This is a genomic window from Nocardioides gansuensis (assembly GCF_003076135.1).
Classification (GTDB): Bacteria; Actinomycetota; Actinomycetes; order Propionibacteriales; family Nocardioidaceae; genus Nocardioides; species Nocardioides gansuensis.
The window spans coordinates 147,991-173,845 of sequence record NZ_QDGZ01000008.1; the positions used below are offsets into that span (position 1 = coordinate 147,991).

Consider the following 25,855-nt stretch of genomic DNA (forward strand, 5'->3'; position numbering starts at 1 on the left):
GGTCAGTCTCCGACGCCGCGGGCATGGAGGGCGTCGCCCGTCGCGCGGGCGTGGGCGACGACGCGGATCACCAGGGGAGTGAGCCGCGCACGGGGGTCGTGCTGGAGGCCGCGGGCCAAGGCTGCCTCGCGGGTCTCCCGGGCCAGGTCCAGCGTCGTGGGCAGGGCCCTGATCACCAGGGAGAAGGCCAGTGCGACGGACTCGGGACGTACGCCGAGGGGCCGCAGGGGCTGCAGCGCGCGGGTGATCGTCTCCAGCATCTCGTCGATCGGGGTCGTCACGGTCAGCACCGTGGCGAGCAGCACCAGGGTGGCGAGGTCGGCGACGGCCTCGACGGCACGCGCCCAGTCCTGCTGCCAGGCCAGGTACGCCGCCATCAGGACCGCGACCACGACCAGGCCGCGCAGCGTGCGCAGCGTCGCGGCAAGGCCGGCCCCGGACCAGGCGACCAGCAGCAGGGCCACCGCCAGGAACGCCAGGCTGCTCCCCGGGCCCCGCACCGCGACCACCACGATGCTGGCGGACGCCAGGGCGAGCAGCTTCCATCCGGTACTGGTGCGGTGCAGCCGGGTATGTCCGGGCTGGTGCAGTCCGAGGAGGCTCATGCGACCGCCCGATAGTGCCCCACGGCCTCGGCCGCGGTTCCGTCGAAGGCGACCTCGCCGTCCACCATCACGACACCTCGGTCGCAGCGCGCGGCCAGGTCGAGGTCGTGGGTGACCAGCACGAGCTGCTGGGGGAGCGAGAGCAGGAGGTCGCCCACCCGCCGGCTGTTCGCGAGGTCGAGCAGCGTCGTCGGCTCGTCCGCGACCAGCACGTCCGGGGCGGTCGCGAGCACTCCGGCGAGGGCGAGCAGCTGGCGCTGCCCTCCCGAGAGGGTGTGCACGCTGCGGTCGCCGAGGCCGTCGAGGCCGAACGCGGCCAGCACCTCGAGTGCGGCGCGCCGGCGCTCCGCCTTGTCCGGGTGCGTACGCCGCAGCGAGAGCGCGACGTCCTCGGCTGCCGTCGGCATCACCAGCTGCGCGGCCGGGTCGGTGAACACGAAGCCCACGCGGCGGCGTACCTCCTTGCCCTCCCGCGCGACGTCGAGCCCGCCGACCCGGACCTGCCCGGTGGTGGGGCTCACCAGGCCGTTGAGGAGCCTGGCGAGGGTGGACTTGCCGGAGCCGTTGGCGCCGATGAGGGCCACCCGCTGCTCGGTCAGGGTGAGGGTGGTCTCCTGGAGCACGACCATCTCACCGTCGACGGTCCGGGCCGTGACGGTGACGCGGTCGAGCTCCAGGCTGGTCACGCCCCGGCTGCCGCCGGGACGGGCGCCTGGGGCCGGCCGAGGAGGTCGGGGAAGGCGCGGTGCACGGCGGTGGCGACGAGCGCCATCGCGACGTTCTTGAGGACGTCGCCGGGCCAGAAGACCTTGTCGATGTCGAAGGCGTCGGCGTAGGAGATGTCGAGGCGCAGCACCAGCCCGGTCATGCCGAGCGTGTGGATGAACAGCGCGGAGCTGAGCAGGCCGGCGGCGAAGATGATGGGGGCGCTGGCCAGGGTGCGGCGGGGGAGGCGCTCGACGAGCAGGCCGCAGAAGCCGGCGGCCAGTGGGAAGCCGAGGAGGTAGCCGGCGGTCGGGCCTGCGAGCACGCCGAGACCGGCGGCGCCGCCGGAGAAGACCGGGAGGCCCGCCGCGCCGACGACGACGTAGAGCAGGACGGCCAGGAAGCCGCGGCGGGCGCCGAGCACGGCACCGCTCAGCAGGACGGCGAAGGTCTGCAGCGTGATCGGGACCGGGCCGGCCACGTTGATCGCGGGGAGCAGGGCGCAGACCGCGATGAGCGCTGCGAACGCGGCGATCAGGGCGATGTCGGTGCCTGGGTTGCGGCGCGTGCTCATGCGGGTGCCTCGTCCTTCGCGAACTGAACGGTGGTCAGGTGAACGGCGTTCAGGCTAGGCTGGCGGCGCCGTGCCGGTCAATCGGTCCGGCGTGTGGACAGCGTCACGACGAGCGGGCGGAACGGGAGGAGGCGCGATGGCCTACCACCGCGGTGACGTCGTGGAGCGTGCCGTGGACGTCCTCGACCGCCACGGCCTGGCCTCGCTCACCATGCGGCGGCTCGGCAGCGAGCTCGGGGTCCAGCCCAGCGCGCTCTACCACCACTTCGCCAACAAGCAGACCCTGCTGGCGGAGGTGGCCGACGAGATCCTCGCACGGGGGCGTCGCGCCCGGGTCGCTCGTGACTGGGACGGTCGCGTCCTCGAGGTCTGTGGCGAGCTGCGCGACGCGATGCTGGCCTACCGCGACGGCGCCGACGTCGTCGCCACGGTGCACGCGTTCGGCCTCGGGGCGGCCGGCCCGGCCGACGAGCTTGAGGAGGTGCTCTCCGACGCCGGCTTCCCCGACGACCTCGTCGGGGTGGGCAGCCGCACACTCCTCCACTTCGTCTTCGGCCACACCGCCGAGGAGCAGATGGCGCTGCAGGCCGGCAGCGACGGCGCCATCGACGCACCGCCGCGCGAGACCGCCGACTTCGAGCTCGGCCTCGCGCTGGTGCTCGACGGCCTGCGCTCGCGGCTCGCCGTGTCCCGGTGACTCAGGCCGAGGTGTCGACGTCGGCGCCGTGCAGCTCTGCGAGGAGGACGGCACCGGACAGGTCGAGCCTGGTCCTCCGCAGGCGAGCCGCCGCCAGGTCGACCCCGTCGAGCGACGCGCCGCGCAGGTCGGCCTGACCGAGCTCGGTCTCGCGGAAGCTGGCCCGATCGAGCAGTGCGCCGCTGAGCGAGGCGTTGCGCAGGTCGCTCATCGACAGGTCGGCCTCGCGCAGGTCGACGCCGGAGAGGTCGACCTTCGCGAGGCTGGTCGACCTGATCGTGACGCCCAGCCACTGCCCCCCGCGCACGGTCAGCGGCCGCATCACGCACTCGGCGAAGACCGAGCCGGAGAGCTTGCACCCGTCCAGCGTCGCGTCGAAGAAGTTGCAGCGCCTGAAGTCGCAGGTGATGAACGCGGTCGTGGTGTGCACGCTCGCGTTGAGCTGGCAGTTGTGGAACGTGCAGTCCTCGAAGACGGCGCCGGACGTGGTGGCCTCGCTGAGGTCGACGCCGGTGAACGTGCAGCCGCTGAAGCGGGCGGCGCCGAGGTCGTCGCCATACCAGTCCTCGTCGCGGAACTGGCGCCCCTCGGCCTGCCGCGGCTCAGACATCGACCGTCCCGCCGCTGCGCCAGTAGTGCCCTTCCTCCCGGGTGAGGAAGCCCTCCTCGACGAGGTAGCGGCGCAGGGCCGCGTAGTCCGGATGGAACCGGCCCAGCGTCTCGTTGACCTCCGACTCCGGGTAGGTGCGCCCCAGCTCGAAGGCCTGGCAGAGGTGGTCGAGCACCGCGCGCAGCTTGCTGTGCTTCGAGGGGATCGTGTGCAGGCTGCCGTCCGGGCGGACGAACTGCGCGACGATCCGCTGCGTCGCCTCGGGAAGGGGAGTCTGCCTCATGACGCCGGCTCCAGGTCGAGGAACCGGATCGGGCGGCGCGCGGTCGACAGCCCGCCGCCGGCCGCGCGGACCTCGAAGTGGAGGTGGCAGCCGTCCGGCGCCCCCGAGTCGGACGCGTCGGCGATCGGGTCACCGCGCCGCACCCGGTCGCCCGGCTGCACGCGCACGCCGGCCGTGTGGCCGAGCAGGAAGTCCACGCCGAGCCGGCGGTTGCGGATCAGCACCGGGTCCGTGCCGTAGGCCGGGCCGAGGGAGTCGTGTGGCACGACGACCCCGCGCCGACCGGCGTACAACGTCGTGCCGCACGGCATCGCGTAGTCGACGCCGTGGTGGAAGCCGTGGCCGCGGTCGCAGCGCGGGTCGGGGGAGTAGTAGGGGGCTCGCGTGCAGCCGTAGCCGATCATCGTGCGGTGGCCGCCTTCCCACCACGGGGAGGCGTACGCCGCGGGGTCGCGGCTGTAGAACACCCACCGTGGGTCGTCTCCCGCCGCCGGTGCGGGTGCTGCCAGCGGCAGGAGCGCGGACAGGAGCGGTGCGACGAGACTGAACACGAGCTCACGCTAACCGCTAGCCCCGACCAGTAGGGTCATGGCCGTGATCGCGTCGCATGCCCACCGCTTCATCTTCACCAAGACTCGCAAGACGGCGGGCACCAGCGTCGAGATCGCCCTGTCGAAGGTGTGCGGCCCCGACGACATCATCACGCTCATCAGTCCCGAGGACGAGGAGCTGCGCAAGGCCTCCGGCGGCCGCGGACCGCAGAACTACGAGTCGCCGCCGCTGCCGCGCAAGGCGTTCAACCACATGAGCGCCCGGCTCGCCCGCGACGCGGTGGGCCCTACGGCGTGGCGCTCCTACTTCAAGTTCGCGATCGAACGGAACCCGTGGGACGCCGTCGTCTCGCTCTACTACTGGAAGTACAAGGACCGCCCCGAGCTTCCCGACTTCGAGGACTACGTCAACGAGGTCTGGATCGAGCAGCTGGCCAACAACAAGCGGATGTACCGCATCCGCGGCCGGATCGCGGTCGACCGGGTGCTGCGCTACGAGCGGCTCGCCGACGAGTTCGCCGAGGTCTGGGAGCACCTGGGCCTGCCGGGCAAGCCCGAGCTGCCTTACGCCAAGGGCCAGGCCCGCCCCGCCGGCCACTACCGCGACATCTACACCCCGGCCTCGCGCGAGCGGGTGCGCCAGGTCTTCGCCGACACGATCGAGGCCTTCGGCTACGAGTTCTGAGGCTCCGCAGCCTCGAGCAGGGTCTCGCAGGACTCGATGAGGCGCCGGCGCAGGGGAGCGCCGCGCTCGGCGAAAGTGCGCTGGGCGGCGGCGTACTGCTGCTTGCCCTCGGCGGTCTCGATGCGCACCGGCTCGAACCCGAGGTCGGCGAGGTCGTAGGGCGCGGCCCGCATGTCGAGGACGCGGATGTCGCGGGCGAGCTCGAAGCAGTCGGCCACCAGCTCGCTCGGCACCATCGGCGAGAGCCGGAAGGCGTGCTTGTAGAGGTCCATCCCGGCGTGCAGGCAGGCGGGCTGCTCGTACGCCGCGCGGTCGTCGCGGCCGGGCGACAGCACGTTGAGCGGGCGGGCTGTCGGGGTGAAGAAGCGGTAGGCGTCGAAGTGGCTGCAGGCGATCCGGTGCGACTCGACGACCTGGTCGGTGCCCGCGGCGCCCAGCCGCAGTGGCCAGGGGTGGCGGATCTCGTCGGCGCGGTGCACCATCGCCCACTCGTGGAGGCCGAAGCAGCCGAGGTGGGGCTGGCGGCCCTCCGTCGCGACCAGGAGGGCGTGGGTCTGCGCAACCAACGTTCGTTGCGCCGCGACGTACGCCCCGGAGACGGCGCCGCCCGCGTAGCCCTTCGCCCCGTCGTACTCCGGCGCGTCCTCGAGCACCACTCCGAAGCCGGGATGCCAGCGGCGCAGCTGGGCGGGCCGGTGGGAGTAGTAGGTGAAGAGGAAGTCGTGGACCGGGTGCTTCACCCCGTCGCGGCGCCGGGAGAGGTGCTCGCTGACGAGCGCGTCGACCCGCGCCTCGTGCGCGGCCGCCCGGGCGCGCCACGTCTCCCGAGCAAGCGAGGTCTCCCGGCAAAGTGATTGCACCGACCCAAGGCTAGTGCCAGCCTCGGCGCATGACCGTGGCGATGCACAACGTGACCTTCGACTGCGCCGACGCGCGCAAGCTCGCCGACTTCTGGGCGGCGATGCTGGGGTGGAGCGTCTTCTACGACGACGACCCCGAGGTCGTCGTCGCGCCGGCCTACCCGCACCTCGGCACCGGGCTGCTCTTCATCCCGGTGCCGGAGGGCAAGACCGTGAAGAACCGCGTGCACCTCGACCTGTCGCCGACCGACTGCACCCGCGACGAGCAGGTGGAGAGGGCACGCGAGCTGGGCGCCACCGTCGTGGGCGACCACCGCAACGAGGACGGCACCGGCTGGGTGACGATGGCGGACCCGGAGGGCAACGAGTTCTGCGTCGAGCGGGGCGCCCTGGAGCGACAGCCCGTGCGGGGTGCCTTCCGGATCGGGTGAGGCAGGGGCCGCCCGATAGGGTCGGGGCCGTGCGCATCTGCAGGTTCACCACTGGCGAGGAACCCTCCTACGGCGTCCTGACGGGCGAGCTCGACGACTACGGCCAGCCGGCCGAGGACGCGGCGATCGTGGCCCTCGCGGGCGACCCGCTCTATGTCGGCATCAGGCTGCTCGAGCAGCAGCACAAGGTCGAGGACGTCCGGCTGCTCGCCCCGGTGCTGCCGCGGAGCAAGGTGGTCGGCATCGGCCGCAACTACGCCGCGCACGCGGCCGAGCTGGGCCACGACCTGCCGAGCGAGCCGCTGATGTTCCTCAAGCCCAACACCAGCGTGGTGGGCCCGGGCGACCCGATCTACTACCCGACCCAGACCCAGGACCTCCACTACGAGGGCGAGCTCGCCGTCGTCATCGGCCGCATCTGCCGCGACGTCCCGCCGGAGCAGGCGACCGACGTCATCCACGGCTACACGATCGCCAACGACGTCACCGCGCGCGACCTGCAGAAGTCGGACGTGCAGTTCACCCGCGCCAAGGGCTTCGACTCGTTCTGCCCGCTCGGCCCGTGGATCGAGACCGACCTCGACCCGCAGGCGTTCCTCGACGGGGTGAGCGTGCAGACGCACCTCAACGGCGACCTGGTGCAGGACGGCAACACCCGCGACATGGTCTTCGACATCCCGACCCTGGTGGCCCACGTCTCCAGCGTGATGACGCTGCTGCCCGGCGACGTCATCCTCACCGGCACCCCCGAGGGCGTCGGTCCCATGCAGGTCGACGACGAGATCGAGATCTCGATCGCCGGCCTCGGCACTCTCACGAACAAGGTGGCACAGCGTTGAGCAACGTCCGCGTCCGTTTCTGTCCGTCACCCACCGGCTCGCCGCACGTCGGCTTCGCCCGCACGGCCCTCTACAACTGGGCGTTCGCCCGCCACCACGGCGGCACCTTCGTCTTCCGGATCGAGGACACCGACAAGGAGCGCAGCACCGAGGAGTCCTACGACTCCATGATCGGCGCCATGCAGTGGCTCGGCATGGACTGGGACGAGGGTCCGCTCAAGGGCGGCAACCACGGCCCCTACCGCCAGTCCGAGCGCGAGGACCTCTACCGCGACGTCCTCGCCAGGCTGGCGGAGTCGAAGTACACCTACGACTGCTTCTGCACGACCGACGAGGTCACCGAGCGCCGCAAGGCCGCAGGCTCCAAGGTGCAGGGGTACGACGGGTTCTGCCGCGAGCTCTCGTCCGAGCAGCGGGGCGCGTTCGAGGCTGAGGGACGGTCGTCCGTCGTCCGCTTCCGGATGCCCGACGGCTCGGTCAGCTGGAACGACCTGGTCCGCGGCGAGATCACCTTCGAGACCGAGTTCGTGCCCGACTTCGCGCTCTGCCGGGCGAATGGTGACCCGCTCTACACCCTCGTCAACCCGGTCGACGACGCGCTGATGCGGATCACCCACGTGCTGCGTGGCGAGGACCTGCTTTCGAGCACACCGCGGCAGATCCCGCTGCACCAGGCGCTCGTCGACCTGGGCGTCTCCGAGGCGGTGCCGGAGTTCGGCCACCTGCCGCTGGTCATGGGGGAGGGCAGCAAGAAGCTGTCCAAGCGCGACCCCGAGGCCCACCTGTTCATGTACCGCGACCAGGGCTTCCTCCCCGAGGGGGTGCTCAACTACCTCGCGCTCCTCGGCTGGGCGATCGCGGCCGACCGCGACGTCTTCACCCTCGAGGAGATGGTGGAGAAGTTCGACATCGCCGACGTCAACCCCAACCCGGCGCGCTTCGACCTCAAGAAGGCCGAGGCGATCAACGCCGCCCACATGCGGATGCTGCCGCTGGACGAGATCACCGAGCGGGTGCTGCCGTTCCTCGAGGCCGCCGGGGTGATGGACCCGAAGAACCTCGCCGACCGCCAGCTGCTCGACCAGGCGATGCCGCTGGTGGGGGAGCGGATCAACAAGCTCACCGAGGCGCCTCCCATGCTCGGCTTCCTGTTCGCCGACGAGACCTCCTTCGTCCGGGTCGACGAGATCGACGACGCGGGCCGCGACGTCGTGCGCGCGGCGTACGACGCACTGTCGGGGCTGCACGGCTGGAGCACCGGGGAGATCGAGGAGGCGCTGCGCACCGCGCTGGTCGACGGGCTGGGGCTCAAGCCGCGCCACGCCTTCGGGCCGGTGCGGATCGCGATCTCGGGCCGCAAGGTGAGCCCGCCGCTGTTCGAGTCGATGGAGCTCCTCGGCCGCGACCGGTCGCTGGCGCGCCTGCAGTCGGCGCTGGGCTGACGTCCCGTGAGGGGGCTCGCGTACCACGAGCTGCACCAGGCGGGGCGGCCCGGCTGGTGGCGGCCGCTGATCGGCACGCTGCTGCTCGGCTTCCTCACCCTCGGGGTCGCGCCGCTCTTCTGGCAGGCCGCCTACGCGTTCTACCTGGCCGCCACCGGGCAGCCGGTGCTCGACGGCCTCGACCGGATCCTCGACCTCTCCCGCCCGACGCCGGCCTCGCTGGCGCTGCTCAACCTGGTGCTCGCGTCGTCGATCCCGGCCGCGTGGCTGGTCAACCGGTGGCTGCACGGGATCCCGCCGCGGTGGCTGTCGTCGGTGCGGCCGCGGATCAGGTGGCGCTTCTTCGTCAGGTGCATCGGGCTATCCGTGGTGGCGCTGGTCGCGACCGTGATCGTCAGCACGCTGCTGCCGCAGCAGGGCGGCACCGAGCTGGCGAGCGAGCCCAACGAGTTCACCCGCACGATCCGTGACTTCCTGCTGGTTGTGGTGCTGCTGACACCGTTGCAGGCGGCAGGGGAGGAGTACGCGTTCCGCGGCTACCTGACCCAGGCGTTCGGCGGGCTCACCCGGAGCCGGATCGTCGCCGTGCTGGTGCCTGCCGTGCTGTTCGCGCTCGCCCACGGGGCGCAGGACCCGCCGATCTTCGTCGACCGGCTGGCCTTCGGCATCGTCGCCGGCGTGCTCGTGATCCGCACCGGAGGACTCGAGGCCGGCATCGCGATGCACGTGCTCAACAACTTCCTGGCCTTCGGGCTGGCGCTCACCTTCACCGACATGGGCAGCGCCCTCAACCCGACCGGCGGGTCCTGGTGGAGCATCCCCGCGACGCTCACCCAGTCGCTCGTCTACCTGTGGCTAGCCACCCGTGCAGCCGACCGGATGGGCCTCTCGGCCACCACGTCAGGGGCCGTTTTGGAGCCCCCACGGCCTCGCGTGTAGAGTCCCTCCTCGGCTCCGTGAGGGGCCACAAGGTCATCGAGACGGCCGTTTACGGCCCGGATCGATACCCCCTTGGGGTATGGTGTAATTGGCAGCACGACTGATTCTGGTTCAGTTAGTCTAGGTTCGAGTCCTAGTACCCCAGCGAGTCCGGGCAGCCGCCCGGATTTGGTGCGAAACCCCTGGTTCGCTAGAGTTTCGCCCGCTGATCACCGCCGCGATGTGGTGAGAAGCAAGGCAAGCCCCCGTTGTGTAGCGGCCTAGCACGTCGCCCTCTCAAGGCGGTAGCGCCGGTTCGAATCCGGTCGGGGGTACAAGGCGAAGAAAAGGGCCCTGACCAGCGGAAACGCTGGATCGGGGCCCTTCTGCTGTGTCCGGCTGGATCCGGCGGAAACCGGTGTTCTACGGGCATCTGTGTCACATCTGCCGAAAATGCCGTCGGGGACTTTTCGGCCGGAGGCCTGCTGGCTCGATACCCAATCGCCGCGGGCCAACCCATTCCGTCAACGGCGACGCGGCTCTGGGCCCGGTCCTGGCCCACGCGTCCCAGGGAGGCGCTGCGTCGCCACAGGCTGCTGCTGGAGCTCGGCGGGGCATCGAGCAGCACGATCGGATCCTTGCGCAGGTGGGCCAGGTCGGGGCCGCTACACATGTGGTGGCGCAAGAGATGGGCCGCCATTCACCCGACGCCCCGGAAAACGTGGATTCGGATGTGCTTCATTTCGGGGCGTGGCTGGCAGTTGCGGCTGGTATCGATCCGGCTATCTGCTCAAGGATGCCGAGGCGACGGTCTGGCCGTTGCGCCTCGGGCAGCGCGGGACGGCGAGGTTCTCCCCGACCCGGTCGTCCGAGCGCCAGCGCGGGGCGAGCCTCAGGGAGCACGGTCTCGCCCCGCGCTGGCGCTTCGGGGTCAGGTGACGAGCGTGCCGAGTGCCCGTCCGACTGCTACAGCCGCACCTTCGTGGTGCCGGCGGGCACGGCCACCCTGCGGGCCGGGGCAGCCTCGGGGTGAACGGTGATCGTCACCTTCTGGTCCGCGGTCACCTCGAACGTCGCGCCTGTGCTGGTGAGCACGAAGTCTCGCACCACGACCCGTCCGCCGCTGGCGGTGAAGAGCACCTGTCCGTCCCTGCTGAGCCTGGTCGAGCTGGCGTCGGCGACCACGCTGTAGGTCTGTCCGCGCCACGGCACGTCGTGGACGGCGTTGCGCCCGGGCAGGCCCAGGGTGCCGAAGCGGAAGCCGTTGACGTCGCCCCAGGCGTCGTCGCTGAACAGCTCGGTCGAGGTCATCAGCGGCATCAGGTTTGACCAGCTGTAGGTGCGCCACGCGGTGTCGGTGGCGGCGCCGTTGATCAGCTGCCCGGGCTCGGCGTCCCAGTACTCCGGGAACCAGCCCAGCTCCTCGTACGACGACTGCCACAGCCGGGTGCTCTTGTCGGCGAGCCGGGCTGCCTCCGCGTCGAAGCCGTAGCGCTTGAGGCCGTCGTAGACGGTGGCGTTCATCGGTGGCCACACCGCTCCCTTCCACTCCTCGCACGCGTCCTCCTCCATGTGTTCCTGGAAGTAGATGAAGTGCTCGGCCTCGGGATGATGGTCTCCAGAGCTGCAGAACGCGGGATCGTTGCGGGCCACGCTGGGCAGGGCGTGTGCGCCGCCGAACTCGTCCGGGTTCTCGAGGTGCTCGTCGACCAGCCGCTGGGCGTGGGCGGGGGAGGCCAGCCCGCCGAACAGCGGGTAGAAGACGGTGGGCGTGCTGGTGTGCTCCCAGCGACCGTCGAGGTAGCGGTTGAGGTAGAGGCCGCGCTCGTCATTCCACAGGCGGGCGTCCATCTGCTCGGCCAGTTCCGCGTGAAGGTCGGCGTACTGCTTCGCGTCAGCGGGCCTGCCGAGTTCGTCGGCCATCCTGCCGAGGACGTGCGCGAACAGGCCGTAGTAGGAGTTCAGTGGTACGTCGGTCAGGTCGGTGTGGTCACGTGTGTCGGTGCCACCATCCCTGGGGATCTGCTTGTAGCCGAAGAACTGCGGACTGTCGTCGAGACCGAGGTGGTTGCCACGACCCCCGGGACGGTCCGCCACCCACGGGCTCTCGAGCAGCCCGTCGCCGTTGACGTCGAACTCCGGCATCCTGGCGATGTACGCGGTCATCACCGGGTAGACCAGCTCGAGGATCGACCGGTCGCCGGTGCGCTGGTAGACCCGCCAGGCGGCGTACGCGTGCATCGGCCCGGCGTGCAGCTGGTCGTAGCGCGGACCGCCTTGGTCGTAGAAGTCACGGATGTGATCGAGGGCGAGCGCCGGGTCGAGATGGGCAGCAGTGATCGCGTCCCAGGCCGAGTCCCAGCCCTTGAAGATGTCGTCACCACCGCCGCCGAGGCCCCACATCACGAAGCTGCGGTTGAACTTCTCGTCGTAGTTGGCGTTCAGCGCCATCGCGTCGCGCATCGCGTCGATCATGTCGCCGAGCGGACCGGACCCGCTGACGCTCACCTTGTCGATGCGCGTCCTGGCACGCTCGAGCAGCTCGGTGACCTCCTCGGGAGTGCGCCGGGCCGGCGGCAGCGCCTCATCGCCCATGCGAGCTGTGAAGGTGAGCGTGTCACCCGCGTCGAGCTCGTAGTGCAGCGCCGCGGCCGCCGTCCCGTCCGCGGCACTCTTGCCCCCCATGGCGTTCATCATGTCCTTGAGGGTCGCGTACGAGCGGGCACCGTCGGCAGCCTGATCGGCGTCGACCCGGAAATGCGCGGTCTGGTCCCCGTCAGCCAGCCCCCTCGTGATGCCGGCCAGCGATCCGGATCCGGCGACCGCGTAGGTGCTGGGCTCGGCGAACGGGGCGCTGGCGTCCAGATAGATCGTGGTGCCGTCGTCGAGGGCGGTGACCGAGCCGACCAGCTCCTCGTCGTTCACGCGGGCATAGCGCACGACGATGTCCTGCTTCTGTGCCTGGATGGTGTCGTACTGCTTCTGCAGCACGGGCAGCTCCGCCGTTGCGGCCGCGACCTCCTCTGCGGACCAGCTCTCGGGATGGTCGATCGTCGCCTGGAGGGCGTCGAGGCGCGCCTGGTGCAGCACTCGGTCGTCGGAGCTGATCCGTATCTCGTAGTAGCTGCCGTCGCTGGCAATCGGCCCGAAGCTACGGATGTTCGGGACCATGTTCTCGTGGACCACCTTCTTGGACTCGGTGACGAGCGAGACGGAGGTGGAGAAGCGGGTTTCGCCGCGCCCGACGAAGAGGGCTCCGTTGAACTCCTGCTCCTTGAAGCCCGGCATGACGAACGGGCGGGCCAGTGGTGCGTAGTCCTCGAGAACGGGCCCGGCCTCCTGAAGCCGTTCTTCCGCGGCCGCGGACCAGGGACTGTCGGTAGCGAGTACTGCCAGACAGCCGGCGAGGGGCAACGCCACGCCGCGCACAGCAAGGGCGAGAGATGGGGACATCGGTGTTGACCTCCAGGATGTTAGCGCTCACATTTTCTCAGCGACGGTAAGAGGGCCGGCCGCGCCGGGGCAAGGGTTCGCGGGCATATCGACCGGATCCGGCCATGGGGCCAAGGCCGCATTCCCGCCCCACGCGAGGCGATCCCCGGGCGGGGCGCCAGGTTCGCGCCCGACTGCGCCGTGCTTGACGGGTGTGGTGATGGTCACGTAACGTGTCGACTCAATCTTGAAACCTTTCAAAAAGCGCCAAGAGAGACCCCCGCAGAGGGCTCGACCGACACATCGCCTGGCCACCGTGTGCAATCCGTCCTCAACCACGGAGGAGTCATCATGACCGCCCACACGCCTCACCCCCAGAGGGTCTCCCGACGCGCGTTTCTCGGTGCCACCGCCGCGGCCGCGGGCTTCGCCGTCTTGCCGTCGGCCGCGGCACGGGCAACTGGGCCCGCCGCAGCCCCCGCGATCGGCGGCATCCTGGCATCCGAGTGGGCCCGCAGCTTCGCGCGTCCCGGGCTCGGCACCGCCGCCGGCTTCCGCTGGTGGTGGCCGCATGGTCTGGTGGACCCGGCCGAGGTCGCCCGCGAGGTCGACCAGGTCGCCGACGCTGGCTTCGGTGTCCTAGAGGTCGCCGACGTCACCCACAGCCTGCGGGCACGTGGCATCGACATCGACACCGAGAGCCACGGTTGGGGCACCCCAGCCTGGGTGGAGGGGGTGAAGGCCGCCCTGACCCAGGCGATCAAGCGCCATGTGCGGATCGACCTCACGGTGGGTCCCTCATGGCCCGCCGCGGTGCCGACGATCACCCCCGACGACCCTGCCGCTTGCACCGAGCTGGTGCACGGTCGCGCCGACGTCGCGTCGGGCACGACGTACGACGACGTCCTCCCTTCGCCGGTCGTCCATGCCAGTGCCGGTGTCAACCGGCAGGAGCTCGTGACCGTGCAGGCTCACCGGGTGACGGCGCGTGCCGGATCGCTGACCACCCTCGAGCCGGGCTCCTATGTCGACCTCACCGACTCCGTCGAGGGGGACCGGCTCACCTGGACCGCGCCGGCGGACCCCTCGGGTGCCAACTGGGTGCTTCTCGCCTGCTGGCGGCGAGGTTCCGGCCAGGAGCCTGAGGCGGGACCCCACACCTCGCCGCGGTCCTACGTCGTCGACCACTTCAGCGCTGCAGGCGCCCGGGCAGTCGTCGCCCTGTGGGAGGACCGGGTTCTCGACCATCACATGCGCCGGCTGCTCGGCAACGCGGGCGGCTACCTGTTCGAGGACTCTCTCGAGATCGAGACCGAGGCAACCATCTGGACGCCCCACCTGCTCGAGGAGTTCGAGAAGCGCGCCGGCTACGACCTGCGGCCGTGGCTGCCCCTGGTGCTCGAGGTCGAGGAGGACTACCAGTTCGTCCTGGGCGCGCCGGGCAACGTCGCGGCGACGGACGCGCTGCGGACCAACCAGGTGCGCGACGACTTCAACCAGGTGCTCTCCGACCTGTACCTCGACCACCACCTCCGGCCGTTGCAGGACTTCGCGCATTCGCTGGGCATGGGGCTGCGCGTCCAGGCCTACGGGCTGGAGACGGACACGACGCACCATGCGGCGGTCCTCGACGTCGCTGAGACGGAGTCGCTGGGATTCAAGAACCTCGACGACTTCCGGGTGATGGCGGGCGGTCGCGACATCGCGGGCCACACGATCCTGTCCTGCGAGGCGATCTGCTACAACGGCGCCGCCTACAACACCATGTGGGGCGGCAACAGCCTCAGCCCCACGTCGCAGAACCAGGCACTGGTCACCCTCAACAGCATCTTCGCGGCGGGCGTCAACCAGGCGATCATTCACGGCTTTCCCTACGCGGAGGCTCCTGAGGTCACCTGGCCGGGGTTCGCGGCGTTCTCGCCGTACTACAACGGAGCGATCGGTTTCGGGGAGGCGTGGGGACCGCGCACGCCGCAGTGGCAGCACGTTCCCGGGATCGCCGACTACCTTGCCCGCACCCAGCTGGTGCTGCAGACGGGGACGCCGAAGTACGACATCGTCTTCCTGCGTCAGAAGAGCGGGGCGTCGACGGGCATCGGCCCGTTCTGGGTCACCAATGAGGGCACGAAGCTGGGCTGGTCCCACTCCTTCATCACCGCCCCGTTGCTGACTCGTTCCGACGTGCAGTTCCGTGACGGCCGCCTGGCGCCGGATGGGCCCGCGTACAAGGTGTTGGTCATCGGTCCGGACAAGATCCGCAGTCGCGAGCTGACCATCGACCTCGAGGCTGCGCGCAAGGTGCTCGAGCTCGGTCGTGCCGGCCTGCCGGTCGTGCTGGTACAGGACGCCGGCCGCGACTGGACCACCCAGACCACCCCCATCGGCCGCGCCAATGACCAGGCGGTCGCCGAGGTTCGGGAGCTGATGCGCCTCATCGCCGCCCTGCCGACGACACGGACGGTGCTGGAGGCCGGCGTCGGCGCCGCATTCACGGAGCTCGGTGTCAGTCGAGACGTCGAGCACGCCGATTCCACCGTCATGCACGTGCGTCGCACCCTCGACGGGGTCGACCTCTACTACCTGGCCAACGCCCGGCACGCGGAGAACCGCCGCCTCAACCGAGTCGCTCAGGACGTGTGGCTGACCGCGAGCGACCCGCACGCGGTGCCGTGGCTGCTGGACGCGTGGAGCGGCACGGTAACGCGGGCCCCGGCCTTTGAGCGCGATGGCGCCCGCGTCCGGGTGCGGGTCGACCTGGCGCCCGGCCAGTCGACGATCGTCGCTTTCGCCGACCCTGGGCAAGGTCACCGCTCGCCGTCGGTGGTTCCGGCCGCCGGGCAGGAGATCGTGCTCCACGGTGGCCGCCCCGCTTTGCGGACAACGACCGCCGGCACCCACGTCGTCACCCGTTCCGACGGCAGCTCCGCGACCGTCGGGATCGACCGGGTGCGGGGCGCCCTCACTCCGGCCTCCTGGACGCTCACGCTGGAGGACTGGAAGCCGGCCGATCCCTCCGACCCGACGGTGCTGGGGACCCGGCGCGAGGAGCACACCGCCGAGTTGGCCGGACCCACCTCGTGGTCGCGCGTGGCCGGTCTCGAGGACGTCTCGGGCATCGGTCGCTACAGCACAGTCGTCGATCTCGGTGACGACTGGACGGACGAGGACGGGGCCCTGCTCGAGCTCGGCGAGGTGAACGACACCTTCCGGGTACGCGTCAACGGCGAGGAACTCCCGCCGTGTGACCCGCTGGACACCACCGTCGATCTTGGTCACCGGCTCCGGCCGGGCCGCAACGTGGTCGAAATCGAGGTTGCCTCGACGCTGCTCAACCGGCTCCGCGTCGTCACGCCTGCGGTGTACGGCGCCGCCTCGCGGCAGACCTACGGACTCAGCGGGCCCGTGCGGCTGGTGCCGTACGTCGAGAAGACGGTGCCGCGGTGACGGGTGCCCCGCGCCGAATTGGCCGAGTCGACCGCGAGGGCGGTTTGGCCGATGACGCGCGGTGACAGGACCTACCACACTCGGGGCGCAGGGCTTAACGTGCGCAACTGAAACGTTTAATCTCGGGGTAAAGGACGTTTCCCATGTCGGCCGTGTTGACCAAGGACGAGCTCACCCTTCTGGCGCTGCTCTCGCGCGGCCTGTCGACAGATCGCGTCGCCAGGCAACTCGGCCTCTCCGAGCGCACCGTGCGCCGCCATACTCGAGCAATCTGCGACCGGCTCGGGGTCGCGACCCCCGTCGAGGCCGTGGTCTGGGCTGCGCGGCGGAAGCTCGTCTGAAGACCCTAGCCGAGGGTGACCGGATGCGGTCACACCACTTCCAGATGTGTGAACGCTCACACTACCGTCCTCTGAAACGTTTCTATCCGAAGGACCTCCGATGTCTCTCCGTCGCCTGGGAACCCTCAGCCTGACCGCCGCACTGTCCGCGGTCGTCGCAGGGGCCCTCTCGGTTCCCGCCGTCTCCGCGTCCACCACCATCTCGGCCACGCATCTGCTGGCGAACGGGATGAGTCAGCCGCTCGGCATGGACGACCTGGCTCCCGTCCTCAGCTGGCAGGTCACCTCGCGGGCTCGGGGCGCCGCGCAGACCGCGTACCAGGTGCAGGCGGCCTCGACACCCGACCGGCTCACGGACGGGGACGCCGACCTCTGGGACACCGGCCGTGTAGACGGCGTCGCACAGCGGGTCGAGTACGCCGGCGCACCGCTGTCCAGCCGTGACCGGGCCTGGTGGCGGATCCGGGTCTGGAAGGAAGGGGCAGCCTCGGCGTGGAGCGAGCCCACCTGGTTCGAGGCCGGCCTGACCTCGTCATCTGACTGGCGTGCGCGCTGGATCGCCCACGAGGACTGGCGGCTGAGCGACAAGCCTGCGAACCCGGTGCGCATCGAGCTGCCCGAGACGGCCGCCCGCTACGTGCGGCTCGAGGTCACCGAGCTGGGGCTGCCGCTCGCGGAGCAGGCCCTCGACGCACAGAACCGCCTCGACATGTCCGCGACCGCCCGCCGATTCCCGCAGCTGACGCACCGGGTCCAGCTCGCCGAGGTCCAGGTGCGCAGCTCGGCCGACCCGGCCACCAATCTCGCCTCCGGACGCGGGAAGTTCGTGATCGCCTCCGAGACCGAGACCCTGCGCAAGACCTGGGAGCCCGGGCTCGTCACGGACGACATCGTCACCTCCAACCCGCAGGAGAGCACCGCGTCCGGCTGGCAGTCCGCGGCCCACCCGAGCGCCGACGTCAGCGAGGAACCGATCTGGCTGACCATCGACCTCGGGGCACAGCGCACCTTCGACGAAGTACTCCTCTACCCGCGCACCGACACCCTGACCACGGACGGCCGGACCCCTGGCTTCCCGGTCGACTACTCGGTCCAGACCGCGGCGGAGCCTCGTGGACCGTTCACCAGCGCCGCCGAGATCGACGACCAGGCTCCCCCGGAGCCGTGGCTGCCCCCGGCGCTGCCGGTGTTCAGCCGCGACTTCGACCTGCCCACGCATGCGACTTCGGCTCGCCTCTACGTGTCCGGGCTCGGCGTCTACGTGGCCTCGCTGAACGGCCGGCGCGTCGGTGACGCCGTGCTCGAGCCGGCGAACACCGACTTCCGTGACCGCGTCACCTACGCGGCGTACGACGTGACCGGGTTGCTCCGGGATGGGGCGAACACCTTGGGCCTGCGCGTCGGGAACGGCGCCGCGAACGCGCTGCACACCAGCGGTCGCTACCGGAAGTTCGCACGCACCACGAGTGACCCGCAGGTCATCGCGCAGCTCGAGGTCACCCTGGCGGACGGGACCCGCACGGTGGTGGCCACCGACGAGTCGTGGCGCACCAGCCTGGGCGCCACCACGTCCTCGAACTGGTACGGCGGGGAGGACTACGACGCCCGCCGCGAGCAGGCGGACTGGGACGTGCCTGGGGCCGTCCGCACCGGTTGGGAGCCGGTCGTCGCGGTCGGCGCGCCCCATGGAGCCGCACTCACAGCTCGGCAGAGCGAACCGGTGCGCGTGGTCGAACGGCTCGGGGGCGTCGAGCAGGGGCGTCCCGCGCCGAAGACCCGGGTGTATGACATCGGGCGCAACATCGCCGGCATCCCCCAGCTGACGATCGACGCACCTCGGGGCACGACCGTGCGGATCTACCCGGCCGAGGAGCTGCGCAACGACCACGCCGACCAGTCGATCAGCAATGTCGGCGCCCCGCTGTGGGACCAGTTCACCTCCGCGGGCCGAAGGCAGACCTGGAGCCCGGACTTCAGCTACCACGGGTTCCGTTATCTCGAGGTGGTCGGCGTGCCCGACGGCGCCGAGCTCGCCGTGGCCGGGCTGCGCGTGATGGCGGACAACGAGTTGGCCGGCTCCTTCGACACCTCGAACGACGTGCTCGACGGCATCCACCGGCTCACCCGGCGGGCGCTGGAGAACAACATGGTCAGCGTCCTCACCGACTGCCCGAGCCGCGAGAAGCTCGGCTGGCTCGAGCAGACCCACCTCATCCACGACACCATCGCCCGCAACTACGACGTCGAGGCCTACCTCGCCAAGATCGTCCAGGACGTCGCGGACGGCCAGGAGGCCTCGGGGCTGGTCCCGAGCACGGTTCCGGACTACGTGACACTGGCCGGCGCCTACCGCAACGACCCCAACTGGGGCGGGGCCCTGGTCCGGATCCCGCTGCAGCACTGGCGGACCTACGGCGACGACGCGCTGATTCGCCGCTACTACCCCGCCATGCAGCGGTACCTGGCCTTCCTGGAGGGCTCGACGGAGCGTTGGCGCAACGGGGTCTACGACTACGGCCTCGGTGACTGGGCCACGACGGAGAGGCCTGCGATGCCGCGGCCGGTGACCGGCACGTTCGGTGTCTGGGCCGTCGCCGAGGGGCTCGCGGACGCAGCTGAGGCGCTCGGTCGGGAGGCCGAGGCCGCGACGTATCGGGCCCGCGCCGCCGAGCTCGCCGCCGCCGTCTGGCGCAACCACTACGATCCGGCGCGGGGCGTCTTCGGTGGCGGCGGCATGGGTGCCACCGCACTGGCCCTCGACATGGGCGCGGTGCCTCACGAGCACCGGCAGGCGCAGCTCCACCACCTCGTCGACCTGATCGAGGCGGCGGACTGGCATCTCGTCATGGGTGAGATCTCGTTCCCGTCGGTGCTGCGGGTGCTCTCCGAGGCAGGCCGTGATGACGTCGTGCTCAAGATCGCGTCGCAGACCACGAACCCGAGCCTGGGCTTCCAGGTCGTCCGCGGGAACACGGCGCTCGGCGAATTCTGGGACGGTGGGAGCGGCCAGTCGCAGAGCCACTTCATGCTCGGGGCGATGGACGCCTGGCTGATGACCCGGCTGCCCGGCATCGACCAGGCCGACGACTCGGTCGGCTTCCGCAGGCTTGTGATCGACCCGGCAATCGTGGGCGACCTCGCCCACGCCGAGGGCAGCTACCGCACGCCGTACGGCGAAGTGCGAAGCGCCTGGCGACGCGACGACGCTGGCGTGGTCCTCGACGTGACCGTGCCCAGCGGCAGCACCGCCGAAGTCCGAGTGCCCGTGTACCGCGACGCCGAGGGCGTCATCCGCCCCAGCGCCGATGGGGCCCGGCTGCTGCGCATCGACGACGACGAGGCCGTCTTCGCAGCCGGCTCCGGCTCCTGGACGTTCCGCTCCCCGACCACCCGCTGACCCGACCCGGAAGGACCGCACCATGAAGAAGACCACGACCGCACTGGCGACCGGCGCCCTGCTGACCGCCACCGTCGGCCTGGCTGCCGGGCCCGCCACCGGAGGACAGCCTGGCGCTGGGACACTCCAGCGCACTGCAGCCGCCGCGGTGTCCGGTTTCGACCCGGACCTGTTCCGGTCGCCGCGTGCCGACAGCATGCCGGCCATCTACTGGTACTGGGGCGGTGTCATCACCGAGGAGATCATCGGCACCCAGATGCGGGAGATGCGCTCGAAGGGCATCAACGAGTTCGTGCTCTTCCCGTTCAACGGTGACGACATGCGGCCGGAGTTCGGGACCGAAGAGTGGTTCGACAGGGTCGGTCACACCATCGAGGAGGCGCACCGCACCGGCATGAGGGTGTGGCTCTTCAACGACAACAACTTCCCCAGCGGCCGTGGGGCCAACCTGGTCGCCCACGGCGGAACACTCGGCGACCGGACTTTCGCGGCCCGGCCCGAGCACCGGCTCAAGGGGCTGTGGCGCTCCACGGCAGTCGTCGACGGGGGCGGCGAGATCCCGCTCGACCGCTCCAGCGGGGTGAGCGCGGAGGACGGTCGGCTCGCGGTCGACGGCCAGGTGCTCGGCGGCGGCGCGCCGCTGCGCGTCGGCGCCGGCTGGCAGGACTACACCGTGGCCGGCACTGACGTCCGGCTGTCGGGCACCAGCGGCGGGATCCTGGTACGCGCATCGCAGGACGGCCGCAGCGGCTACCTGGTGCGCATCGACCCGAAGGGCGTGCTGACCGTCAGCCGGCTCGACGACGGACAGCCGACGCTGCTGTCCACCGGCACCGCGGTTCCCGGCTTCACCTTCCAGCGACCGCGGCGGATCACCGTCGAGGTCCGCGGGGACACCATCACGCCGTACGTCGACGGCAGGGCGCAGAAGGCGGCGGTCGACGATACGTACAAGACCGGCACCGTCGCGCCGTACAACACCGGCACCGACCGGACGCTGTGGGGCGACCTCGTCGTGACCGACGCCGCCGGCGCCCGGCTGTGGGGCTCCGACTTCTCCGACACCTCGGCGTTCGGGGACTTCGTGCCCACGCTGCCGCTGAAGCTCGACGCGGTTGCCGTGGTCGCTCGTCCGCTCGGGTCGAAGGACGCCGCGGAGCTGGTCGAGCTCACCCCGCAGCTCAACGGTGAGGGCCGGCCCACCTGGCAGGCGCCCGCCGGACGATGGCAGGTGGACCTGTTCGGCTCCATGACGCTGGTCGAGGACAGCCGGGGCTACACCCGCGGCTACCTCGACCTGCTCTCCGAGGACGCAACGGACGCGTTCCTCGACACCGTCCCCGAGGAGTACGTCCGGCGCTGGCCGTGGGCGATGGGCACCACCGTGCCCGGCTTCTGGGACGACGAGCCGTTCCTCGCAGCTGCCGACCCGCACCCGTTCAAGCGGCAGCCGTGGTCGCCGACGCTGGCCGGCGAGCTTGCCGGTCTCGGGGCCACGCCCGGCAAGGCCTACCTGGCGTCGTACGACGACCTCGGACGCGGCGGCCAGATCCTCCGCGGGCAGTACTGGCAGGCGGTGAACAACCGCTTCTCCGAAGCCTGGTACAAGCGCCAGGCGGACTGGATGGCCGAGCACCGCCTCCAGCTCATCTCGAACCCGCTGTGGGACGAGACCAACCCGTCGCGGCGGATGGGCAACACCGGTGACCTGACCAAGGACAACCAGTGGGCCCAGGTGCCCGGCACCGACATGATCACCGGCGACTACGAGCTCGGCGTACAGACCAACCTCGCCCGCAACGCCGGCTCGGTCGCGCACCAGAACGGCCAGGAGCGCGTGGTCCTCGAGACCTTCGGCAACTCCGGCTGGCAGGTGGCGCCCGACTACATGCGCGCCACGATCGGCGCCCTCGCGGTGCGTGGCGCCAACCAGGTCTTCCTGCACGCGATGTGGACCGACGAGCAGCGGGTGATCTTCGCGCCGCCGTTCGGGCCGCGGAGCACGTTCTGGTCCGAGATGGAGCCGATGGACACGTGGATCGGCCGCGTCATGGAGATCGCCCGCGGGAAGGACGCCGCGCGCACGGCGCTGATCCAGCCGCAGCGGGCCGCCGAGCAGCACCACGGTCTCGGGGGTCAGGGCGCGGTCGACCACGAGTTCGAGGAGGCCGGCTTCGACCTCGAACAGTCCCAGGTGGACTTCGACCTGCTAACCGACGGTGCGCTCGCCGACGACCCTGCGCTGCGACAGCACGCGAAGGTGGCCGGAGGCCGACTCGTCGTGGGGAACGCGGCGTACGACCACGCCGTCCTCCCCGAGACCCCCGTCCTCGGACTGGCCGCGGCGCGAACACTGGCCGAGTTCGTGCGCTCCGGGGGCAAGGTGGTCGCAGTCGGTGACCTGCCGGCCGACGAGGCCTCCGGTCGGGACGCTGCGCTGGCCGACGTCCTCGACGACGTCTTCGGTGCCGGCCCCGGGACCCGCCGGTACGGCGCCGGGTCGGCTACGCGGGTAGCCACCCTGCACGACGTGGGTGAGGCCGTGTCGGAGGCCGGCGGCGCCGCCATCACCACCTCGTCGCCGGCCCCGTCCCTGAGGGTGGCGCGTCGGACCGCCGCCGACGACACCGCCTTCCTCGTCAACAACGAGAGCGGCGAGCCGGTGCGCACCACCGCGACGTTCCCGGTCAGCGGCACCCCGGAGCTCTGGGACCCGGCGACGGGGGCGACTGACCCCTTCCCCGCCTACACCGCAGCTGCCCGGACTACGAACGCGGAACTGGTGCTCGAGCCCTACGAGACGGTCGCCGTGGTCTTCCGTGAGCCGGTCGCGTCGCCGACCCACCTCACGTCGTCGCCGCTCGAGGTGGTCGAGGTCACCGACTCCCCGGCCGGCATGACAGCCACGGTGGCAGCCGACCAGGCAGGGAGCTGGACGCTGACGGGCGTGCGGGGCGGCCGCCAGGTCCGCGGCACGGCCACGCTTGGGGAAGCGCCGGCACCGATCGCGCTCGACGGCAACTGGTCGGTGCGCCTGGACAGGGCGGGCGCCGAGACGCTCCAGCGGCCGCTCGGCTCCTGGACGGCGATCGACCCGAGGTTCTCCGGCAGCGCCACCTACACCCGAGAGGTCGAGCTCTCCACCGCAGATGTCGACGGCCGACGGATGCTGCTGGACCTCGGCGGAGTCCGCGACCTCGCGGTCGTGACCGTCAACGGCACCCGTCTGCCCACCGCCCTCTGGAGCCCGTACGTCGTCGACGTCACCGACGCAGTCCGGCCCGGGCTCAACACGATTGAGGTGAAGGTCATCAACACATTGGCCAACGAACGCAACAAGATCCTGCCCTCGGGCCTGCTCGGCCCGGTGTCGCTGCGTCCCCAGGCGCTGGTCGAGGTCCGGATGGAGGAGGTCCGGTGACGACCACCCGCTTGGCGCGCCGGACCCTGCTCGGTGCCGCGCTGGGAGCCGGAGCGGTGGCCGCAGTCGGAGCGCCGGCCCGGGCCCTGGCCACGCCCAGCGGCACCATCCCCGGCCCCGCCAGCCCCGTAGCCCTGGACCGCGTGCGGCTGCTGGAGAGCCGCTACCGGCAGAACATGGGCCGGACCGTGGCCTACCTGCGCAGCGTCGACCTCGACCGGCTGCTGCACACCTTCCGGATGACCGCAGGCCTCCCCACCTCGGCCGAGCCGTGCGGCGGTTGGGAGGCGCCCCACGTCCAGCTCCGCGGGCACAGCACCGGGCACCTGCTCAGCGGGCTCGCCCTGACGGCGTGCCACCTCGGAGACGATGAGCTGGCCGACCGGGGCAGCCGGCTGGTGGCCGCGCTGGCCGACTGCCAGGCGGCGATCCCGGCCACGGGACAGACCCCGGGCTACCTGTCGGCGTTCCCCGAGAAGGCGTTCGTGGACCTCGAGGCCGGCAAGAACGTCTGGGCGCCCTACTACACGATCCACAAGATCATGGCCGGGCTGCTCGACCAACACCGCCTGCTCGGCAACGAGCAGGCCATGGCGGTGCTGCTCGGCATGGTCGGCTGGGTCGACACCCGCACCTCGCGGCTCTCCCGCGAGGTCATGCAGAAGGTGCTGCACACCGAGTTCGGCGGCATGAACGAGGTGCTCGCCAACCTCTGGTTCGTGACCGGCGACCCGCACCATCTCGAGCTGGCCACCCGCTTCGAGCACGACGAGATCTTCGGTCCCCTCGCCGAGCGCCGGAACACGCTCGCGGGCCGCCATGCGAACACCGACATCGCCAAGGTGGTCGGTGCCGCCGTGCAGTGGGAGGCCACGGGGGAGGACCGCTACCACACGATCGCGACGTACTTCTGGGACCAGGTGGTGCACCACCACAGTTACGTCATCGGCGGCAACAGCAACGCGGAGTTCTTCGGCCCGCCGGGCCAGGTGGTCAGCCAGCTCGGCGAGAACACCTGCGAGAACTGCAACAGCTACAACATGCTCAAGCTCAGTCGGCAGCTGTTCCTGCGCGAGCCGGACCGCACGGAGTACATGGACTACTACGAGTGGACCGTGCTCAACCAGATGCTGGGCGAGCAGGATCCCGACTCCGCCCACGGCAACGTCACCTACTACACCGGGCTCTCCTCGACGGCCAGCCGCAAGGGCAAGGAGGGGCTCGTCTCCGACCCGGGCTCGTACAGCAGTGACTACGGGAACTTCTCCTGTGACCACGGCACCGCGATGGAGACGCAGGTGAAGTTCGCGGACTCGGTGTACTTCACCCAGGACGACGCGGTGCTGGTGAACCTCTTCGTGCCCTCGGTGCTGGACTGGGAGGAGCGGTGCGTCCGGCTGCGGCTGGAAACTGGCTACCCGTATGACGAGCGGGTCCGCGTCGTGGTCGAGCGCGGGGGCAGCTTCGAGCTGCGCATCCGCGTCCCCGGCTGGACCGAGCGCGCCGGCCAGCCACCGGCGCTGCGGGTCAACGGCCGCAGTCCGGGGGTGGTCTGCCGCCCGGGCAGCTACGCCAGGGTTCGCCGTACCTGGCAGGAGGGCGACGTGCTCGAGCTTGCCTTGCCGATGACGCCCATCTGGCTGGCCGCACCGGACAACCCAGCGGTGCATGCACTCACCCACGGTCCGCTGGTGCTCGCCGGGCGGTACGCCGACGACCCGCCGCCCACGCTCCCCGTGGTCGACCCCGGGACGCTCCGCCCCGAGACGGGGTTCGCGGAGTACTCGCTCGAGGTTGATGAGCGGCGGATCCGGATGAGCCCGTTCCTCGACGTCCATCACGAGCACTACAACGTCTACTGGGCCCAGCCCCCGCAGCTCCCGCAGCCCAAGCTGGTCGCGAGGTACGGCTTCGACGAGCTGACCGGCGGTTTCCGCGACGCGACCGGCCGGTGGGCCGACGCCGTGCTGGCCGGGGGAGCCTCCCGCATCGACCGGGACGGCGGGGGAGCGGTGGCGCTCAACGGCGCGGGTGGCCACGTCGTGCTGCCCGAGGGCCTGCCCAGCGAGCTCGCGGAGCTGACCGTCGCGATGCTGGTGCGGCTGGACGCGATCGCGAACTCCGCCCGGGTCTTCGACCTCGGCTCGAACTCGCAGACCTACATGTTCCTCACGCCGCGGACCGGGCTGGGCCGGGCCCGCTTCGCGATGAAGCTGAGCGGCATGGAGGGCGAAGACGTCATCGACGCCGACCGGGCACTGCCGGTCGGCTCCTGGACGCACGTGGCGATCACCCTCGGCGCGGGCGTCGGCCGGCTGTACTTCGACGGAGTCGAGGTCGGACGCAACCCGGCCCTGAAGATGTCCCCTCTGCTTCTCGGGCGCACCCAGCGCAACTACCTCGGGCGATCCCAGAACCCTCGACACCCTTGGCTGGCCGGCGCAGTCGACGACTTCCGTCTGTACGGCGTGGCGCTGGCCGGCGAGGACGTCGCGGCGCTGCACGCCGGGAGCTTCGACCGCTGGGAGTGAGGTCGACCGTCATGCCTGCACCCCGGGCGAATCTGCTCCAGCTCGAGTTCATTGCCCCTACTCAGAATCTCGGAAAGGCACGTCATGTC

At 70.7% G+C, this 25,855-nt stretch carries 19 protein-coding genes and 2 tRNA genes; 13 read left to right on the top strand and 8 right to left on the bottom strand.

The window, feature by feature from the left end; all coding sequences use genetic code 11:
- Positions 1-2: 2 nt before the first annotated feature.
- The 3 genes from DDE18_RS18320 to DDE18_RS18330 are packed head-to-tail and all read right to left on the bottom strand — an operon-like array spanning position 3 to position 1,884.
- A complete protein-coding gene (locus DDE18_RS18320) occupies positions 3-605 on the bottom strand; it encodes an energy-coupling factor transporter transmembrane component T family protein (RefSeq protein WP_116573724.1) in 603 nt (200 codons plus the stop codon).
- A complete protein-coding gene (locus DDE18_RS18325; protein WP_245916847.1) occupies positions 602-1,291 on the bottom strand; it encodes an energy-coupling factor ABC transporter ATP-binding protein in 690 nt (229 codons plus the stop codon). Before DDE18_RS18325 ends, DDE18_RS18320 begins: the two co-directional genes overlap by 4 nt.
- Complete coding sequence (locus DDE18_RS18330; RefSeq protein WP_116573725.1) at positions 1,288-1,884, bottom strand: biotin transporter BioY; 597 nt, start codon at positions 1,882-1,884, stop codon at positions 1,288-1,290. Before DDE18_RS18330 ends, DDE18_RS18325 begins: the two co-directional genes overlap by 4 nt.
- A gap of 136 nt (positions 1,885-2,020) precedes the next feature.
- Here DDE18_RS18330 and DDE18_RS18335 point away from each other — a divergent pair, with 136 nt between their 5' ends.
- Entirely contained in the window at positions 2,021-2,581 is a 561-nt protein-coding gene (locus DDE18_RS18335; RefSeq protein ID WP_116573726.1) for a TetR/AcrR family transcriptional regulator, read from the top strand.
- Between the two features lies 1 nt (position 2,582).
- Here DDE18_RS18335 and DDE18_RS18340 read toward each other — a convergent pair whose 3' ends face one another.
- Genes DDE18_RS18340 through DDE18_RS18350 form a run of 3 tightly spaced genes read right to left on the bottom strand, consistent with a single transcriptional unit; the run spans position 2,583 to position 4,025 of the window.
- A complete protein-coding gene (locus DDE18_RS18340) occupies positions 2,583-3,191 on the bottom strand; it encodes a pentapeptide repeat-containing protein (protein ID WP_116573727.1) in 609 nt (202 codons plus the stop codon).
- Positions 3,184-3,474, bottom strand: coding sequence for a DUF2087 domain-containing protein (locus tag DDE18_RS18345; RefSeq protein ID WP_116573728.1), 291 nt, complete (start codon positions 3,472-3,474; stop codon positions 3,184-3,186). The genes DDE18_RS18340 and DDE18_RS18345 overlap by 8 nt, the downstream gene beginning before the upstream one ends.
- The gene (locus DDE18_RS18350) at positions 3,471-4,025 is read right to left on the bottom strand and encodes a M23 family metallopeptidase (protein WP_116573729.1); all 555 of its coding nucleotides are present in this window, start codon (positions 4,023-4,025) and stop codon (positions 3,471-3,473) included. The genes DDE18_RS18345 and DDE18_RS18350 overlap by 4 nt, the downstream gene beginning before the upstream one ends.
- Positions 4,026-4,068: 43 nt before the next feature.
- On the opposite strand from DDE18_RS18350, the gene DDE18_RS18355 reads away from it, so the two are divergent.
- The gene (locus tag DDE18_RS18355; protein ID WP_133241268.1) at positions 4,069-4,710 is read left to right on the top strand and encodes a sulfotransferase family protein; all 642 of its coding nucleotides are present in this window, start codon (positions 4,069-4,071) and stop codon (positions 4,708-4,710) included.
- On the opposite strand, the gene DDE18_RS18360 is transcribed toward DDE18_RS18355, so the two are convergent.
- Positions 4,698-5,570, bottom strand: coding sequence for a 3-methyladenine DNA glycosylase (locus DDE18_RS18360; RefSeq protein WP_116573731.1), 873 nt, complete (start codon positions 5,568-5,570; stop codon positions 4,698-4,700). The genes DDE18_RS18355 and DDE18_RS18360 overlap by 13 nt on opposite strands.
- A gap of 29 nt (positions 5,571-5,599) precedes the next feature.
- Here DDE18_RS18360 and DDE18_RS18365 point away from each other — a divergent pair, with 29 nt between their 5' ends.
- The 6 genes from DDE18_RS18365 to DDE18_RS18390 all read left to right on the top strand — a co-directional run bounded on the left by DDE18_RS18365 (position 5,600) and on the right by DDE18_RS18390 (position 9,535).
- Positions 5,600-6,001 (top strand): VOC family protein, encoded by a 402-nt coding sequence (locus tag DDE18_RS18365; protein WP_116573732.1) that lies wholly within the window; start codon positions 5,600-5,602, stop codon positions 5,999-6,001.
- Between the two features lie 29 nt (positions 6,002-6,030).
- The gene (locus DDE18_RS23445; RefSeq protein ID WP_116573733.1) at positions 6,031-6,840 is read left to right on the top strand and encodes a fumarylacetoacetate hydrolase family protein; all 810 of its coding nucleotides are present in this window, start codon (positions 6,031-6,033) and stop codon (positions 6,838-6,840) included.
- Complete coding sequence (gene gltX, locus DDE18_RS18375) at positions 6,837-8,282, top strand: glutamate--tRNA ligase (RefSeq protein ID WP_116573734.1); 1,446 nt, start codon at positions 6,837-6,839, stop codon at positions 8,280-8,282. The genes DDE18_RS23445 and gltX overlap by 4 nt, the downstream gene beginning before the upstream one ends.
- 6 nt (positions 8,283-8,288) lie before the next feature.
- A complete protein-coding gene (locus DDE18_RS18380) occupies positions 8,289-9,221 on the top strand; it encodes a CPBP family intramembrane glutamic endopeptidase (RefSeq protein ID WP_211754624.1) in 933 nt (310 codons plus the stop codon).
- A 73-nt stretch (positions 9,222-9,294) separates the two neighbouring features.
- Positions 9,295-9,366: transfer RNA gene (locus tag DDE18_RS18385), tRNA-Gln, on the top strand.
- 96 nt (positions 9,367-9,462) lie between these two features.
- Positions 9,463-9,535 (top strand) — tRNA-Glu (locus DDE18_RS18390).
- A gap of 631 nt (positions 9,536-10,166) precedes the next feature.
- Here DDE18_RS18390 and DDE18_RS18400 read toward each other — a convergent pair.
- Positions 10,167-12,653: an amylo-alpha-1,6-glucosidase gene (locus tag DDE18_RS18400; RefSeq protein ID WP_133241269.1), complete on the bottom strand. Its 2,487-nt coding sequence runs from the start codon at positions 12,651-12,653 to the stop codon at positions 10,167-10,169.
- Positions 12,654-12,983: 330 nt separating this feature from the next.
- On the opposite strand from DDE18_RS18400, the gene DDE18_RS18405 reads away from it, so the two are divergent.
- The 5 genes from DDE18_RS18405 to DDE18_RS18425 all read left to right on the top strand — a co-directional run bounded on the left by DDE18_RS18405 (position 12,984) and on the right by DDE18_RS18425 (position 25,766).
- Positions 12,984-16,076 (top strand): glycosyl hydrolase, encoded by a 3,093-nt coding sequence (locus DDE18_RS18405; RefSeq protein WP_116573737.1) that lies wholly within the window; start codon positions 12,984-12,986, stop codon positions 16,074-16,076.
- A gap of 143 nt (positions 16,077-16,219) precedes the next feature.
- Positions 16,220-16,417, top strand: coding sequence for a LuxR C-terminal-related transcriptional regulator (locus DDE18_RS18410; RefSeq protein WP_116573738.1), 198 nt, complete (start codon positions 16,220-16,222; stop codon positions 16,415-16,417).
- A 100-nt stretch (positions 16,418-16,517) separates the two neighbouring features.
- Positions 16,518-19,814 carry a family 78 glycoside hydrolase catalytic domain gene (locus tag DDE18_RS18415; protein WP_116573739.1) on the top strand — a complete coding sequence of 1,099 codons (3,297 nt, stop codon included), beginning with the start codon at positions 16,518-16,520 and terminating at the stop codon, positions 19,812-19,814.
- 22 nt (positions 19,815-19,836) lie between these two features.
- The gene (locus DDE18_RS18420) at positions 19,837-23,235 is read left to right on the top strand and encodes a glycosyl hydrolase (RefSeq protein WP_116573740.1); all 3,399 of its coding nucleotides are present in this window, start codon (positions 19,837-19,839) and stop codon (positions 23,233-23,235) included.
- Complete coding sequence (locus DDE18_RS18425; RefSeq protein WP_211754625.1) at positions 23,232-25,766, top strand: beta-L-arabinofuranosidase domain-containing protein; 2,535 nt, start codon at positions 23,232-23,234, stop codon at positions 25,764-25,766. Before DDE18_RS18420 ends, DDE18_RS18425 begins: the two co-directional genes overlap by 4 nt.
- Positions 25,767-25,855: the final 89 nt, after the last annotated feature.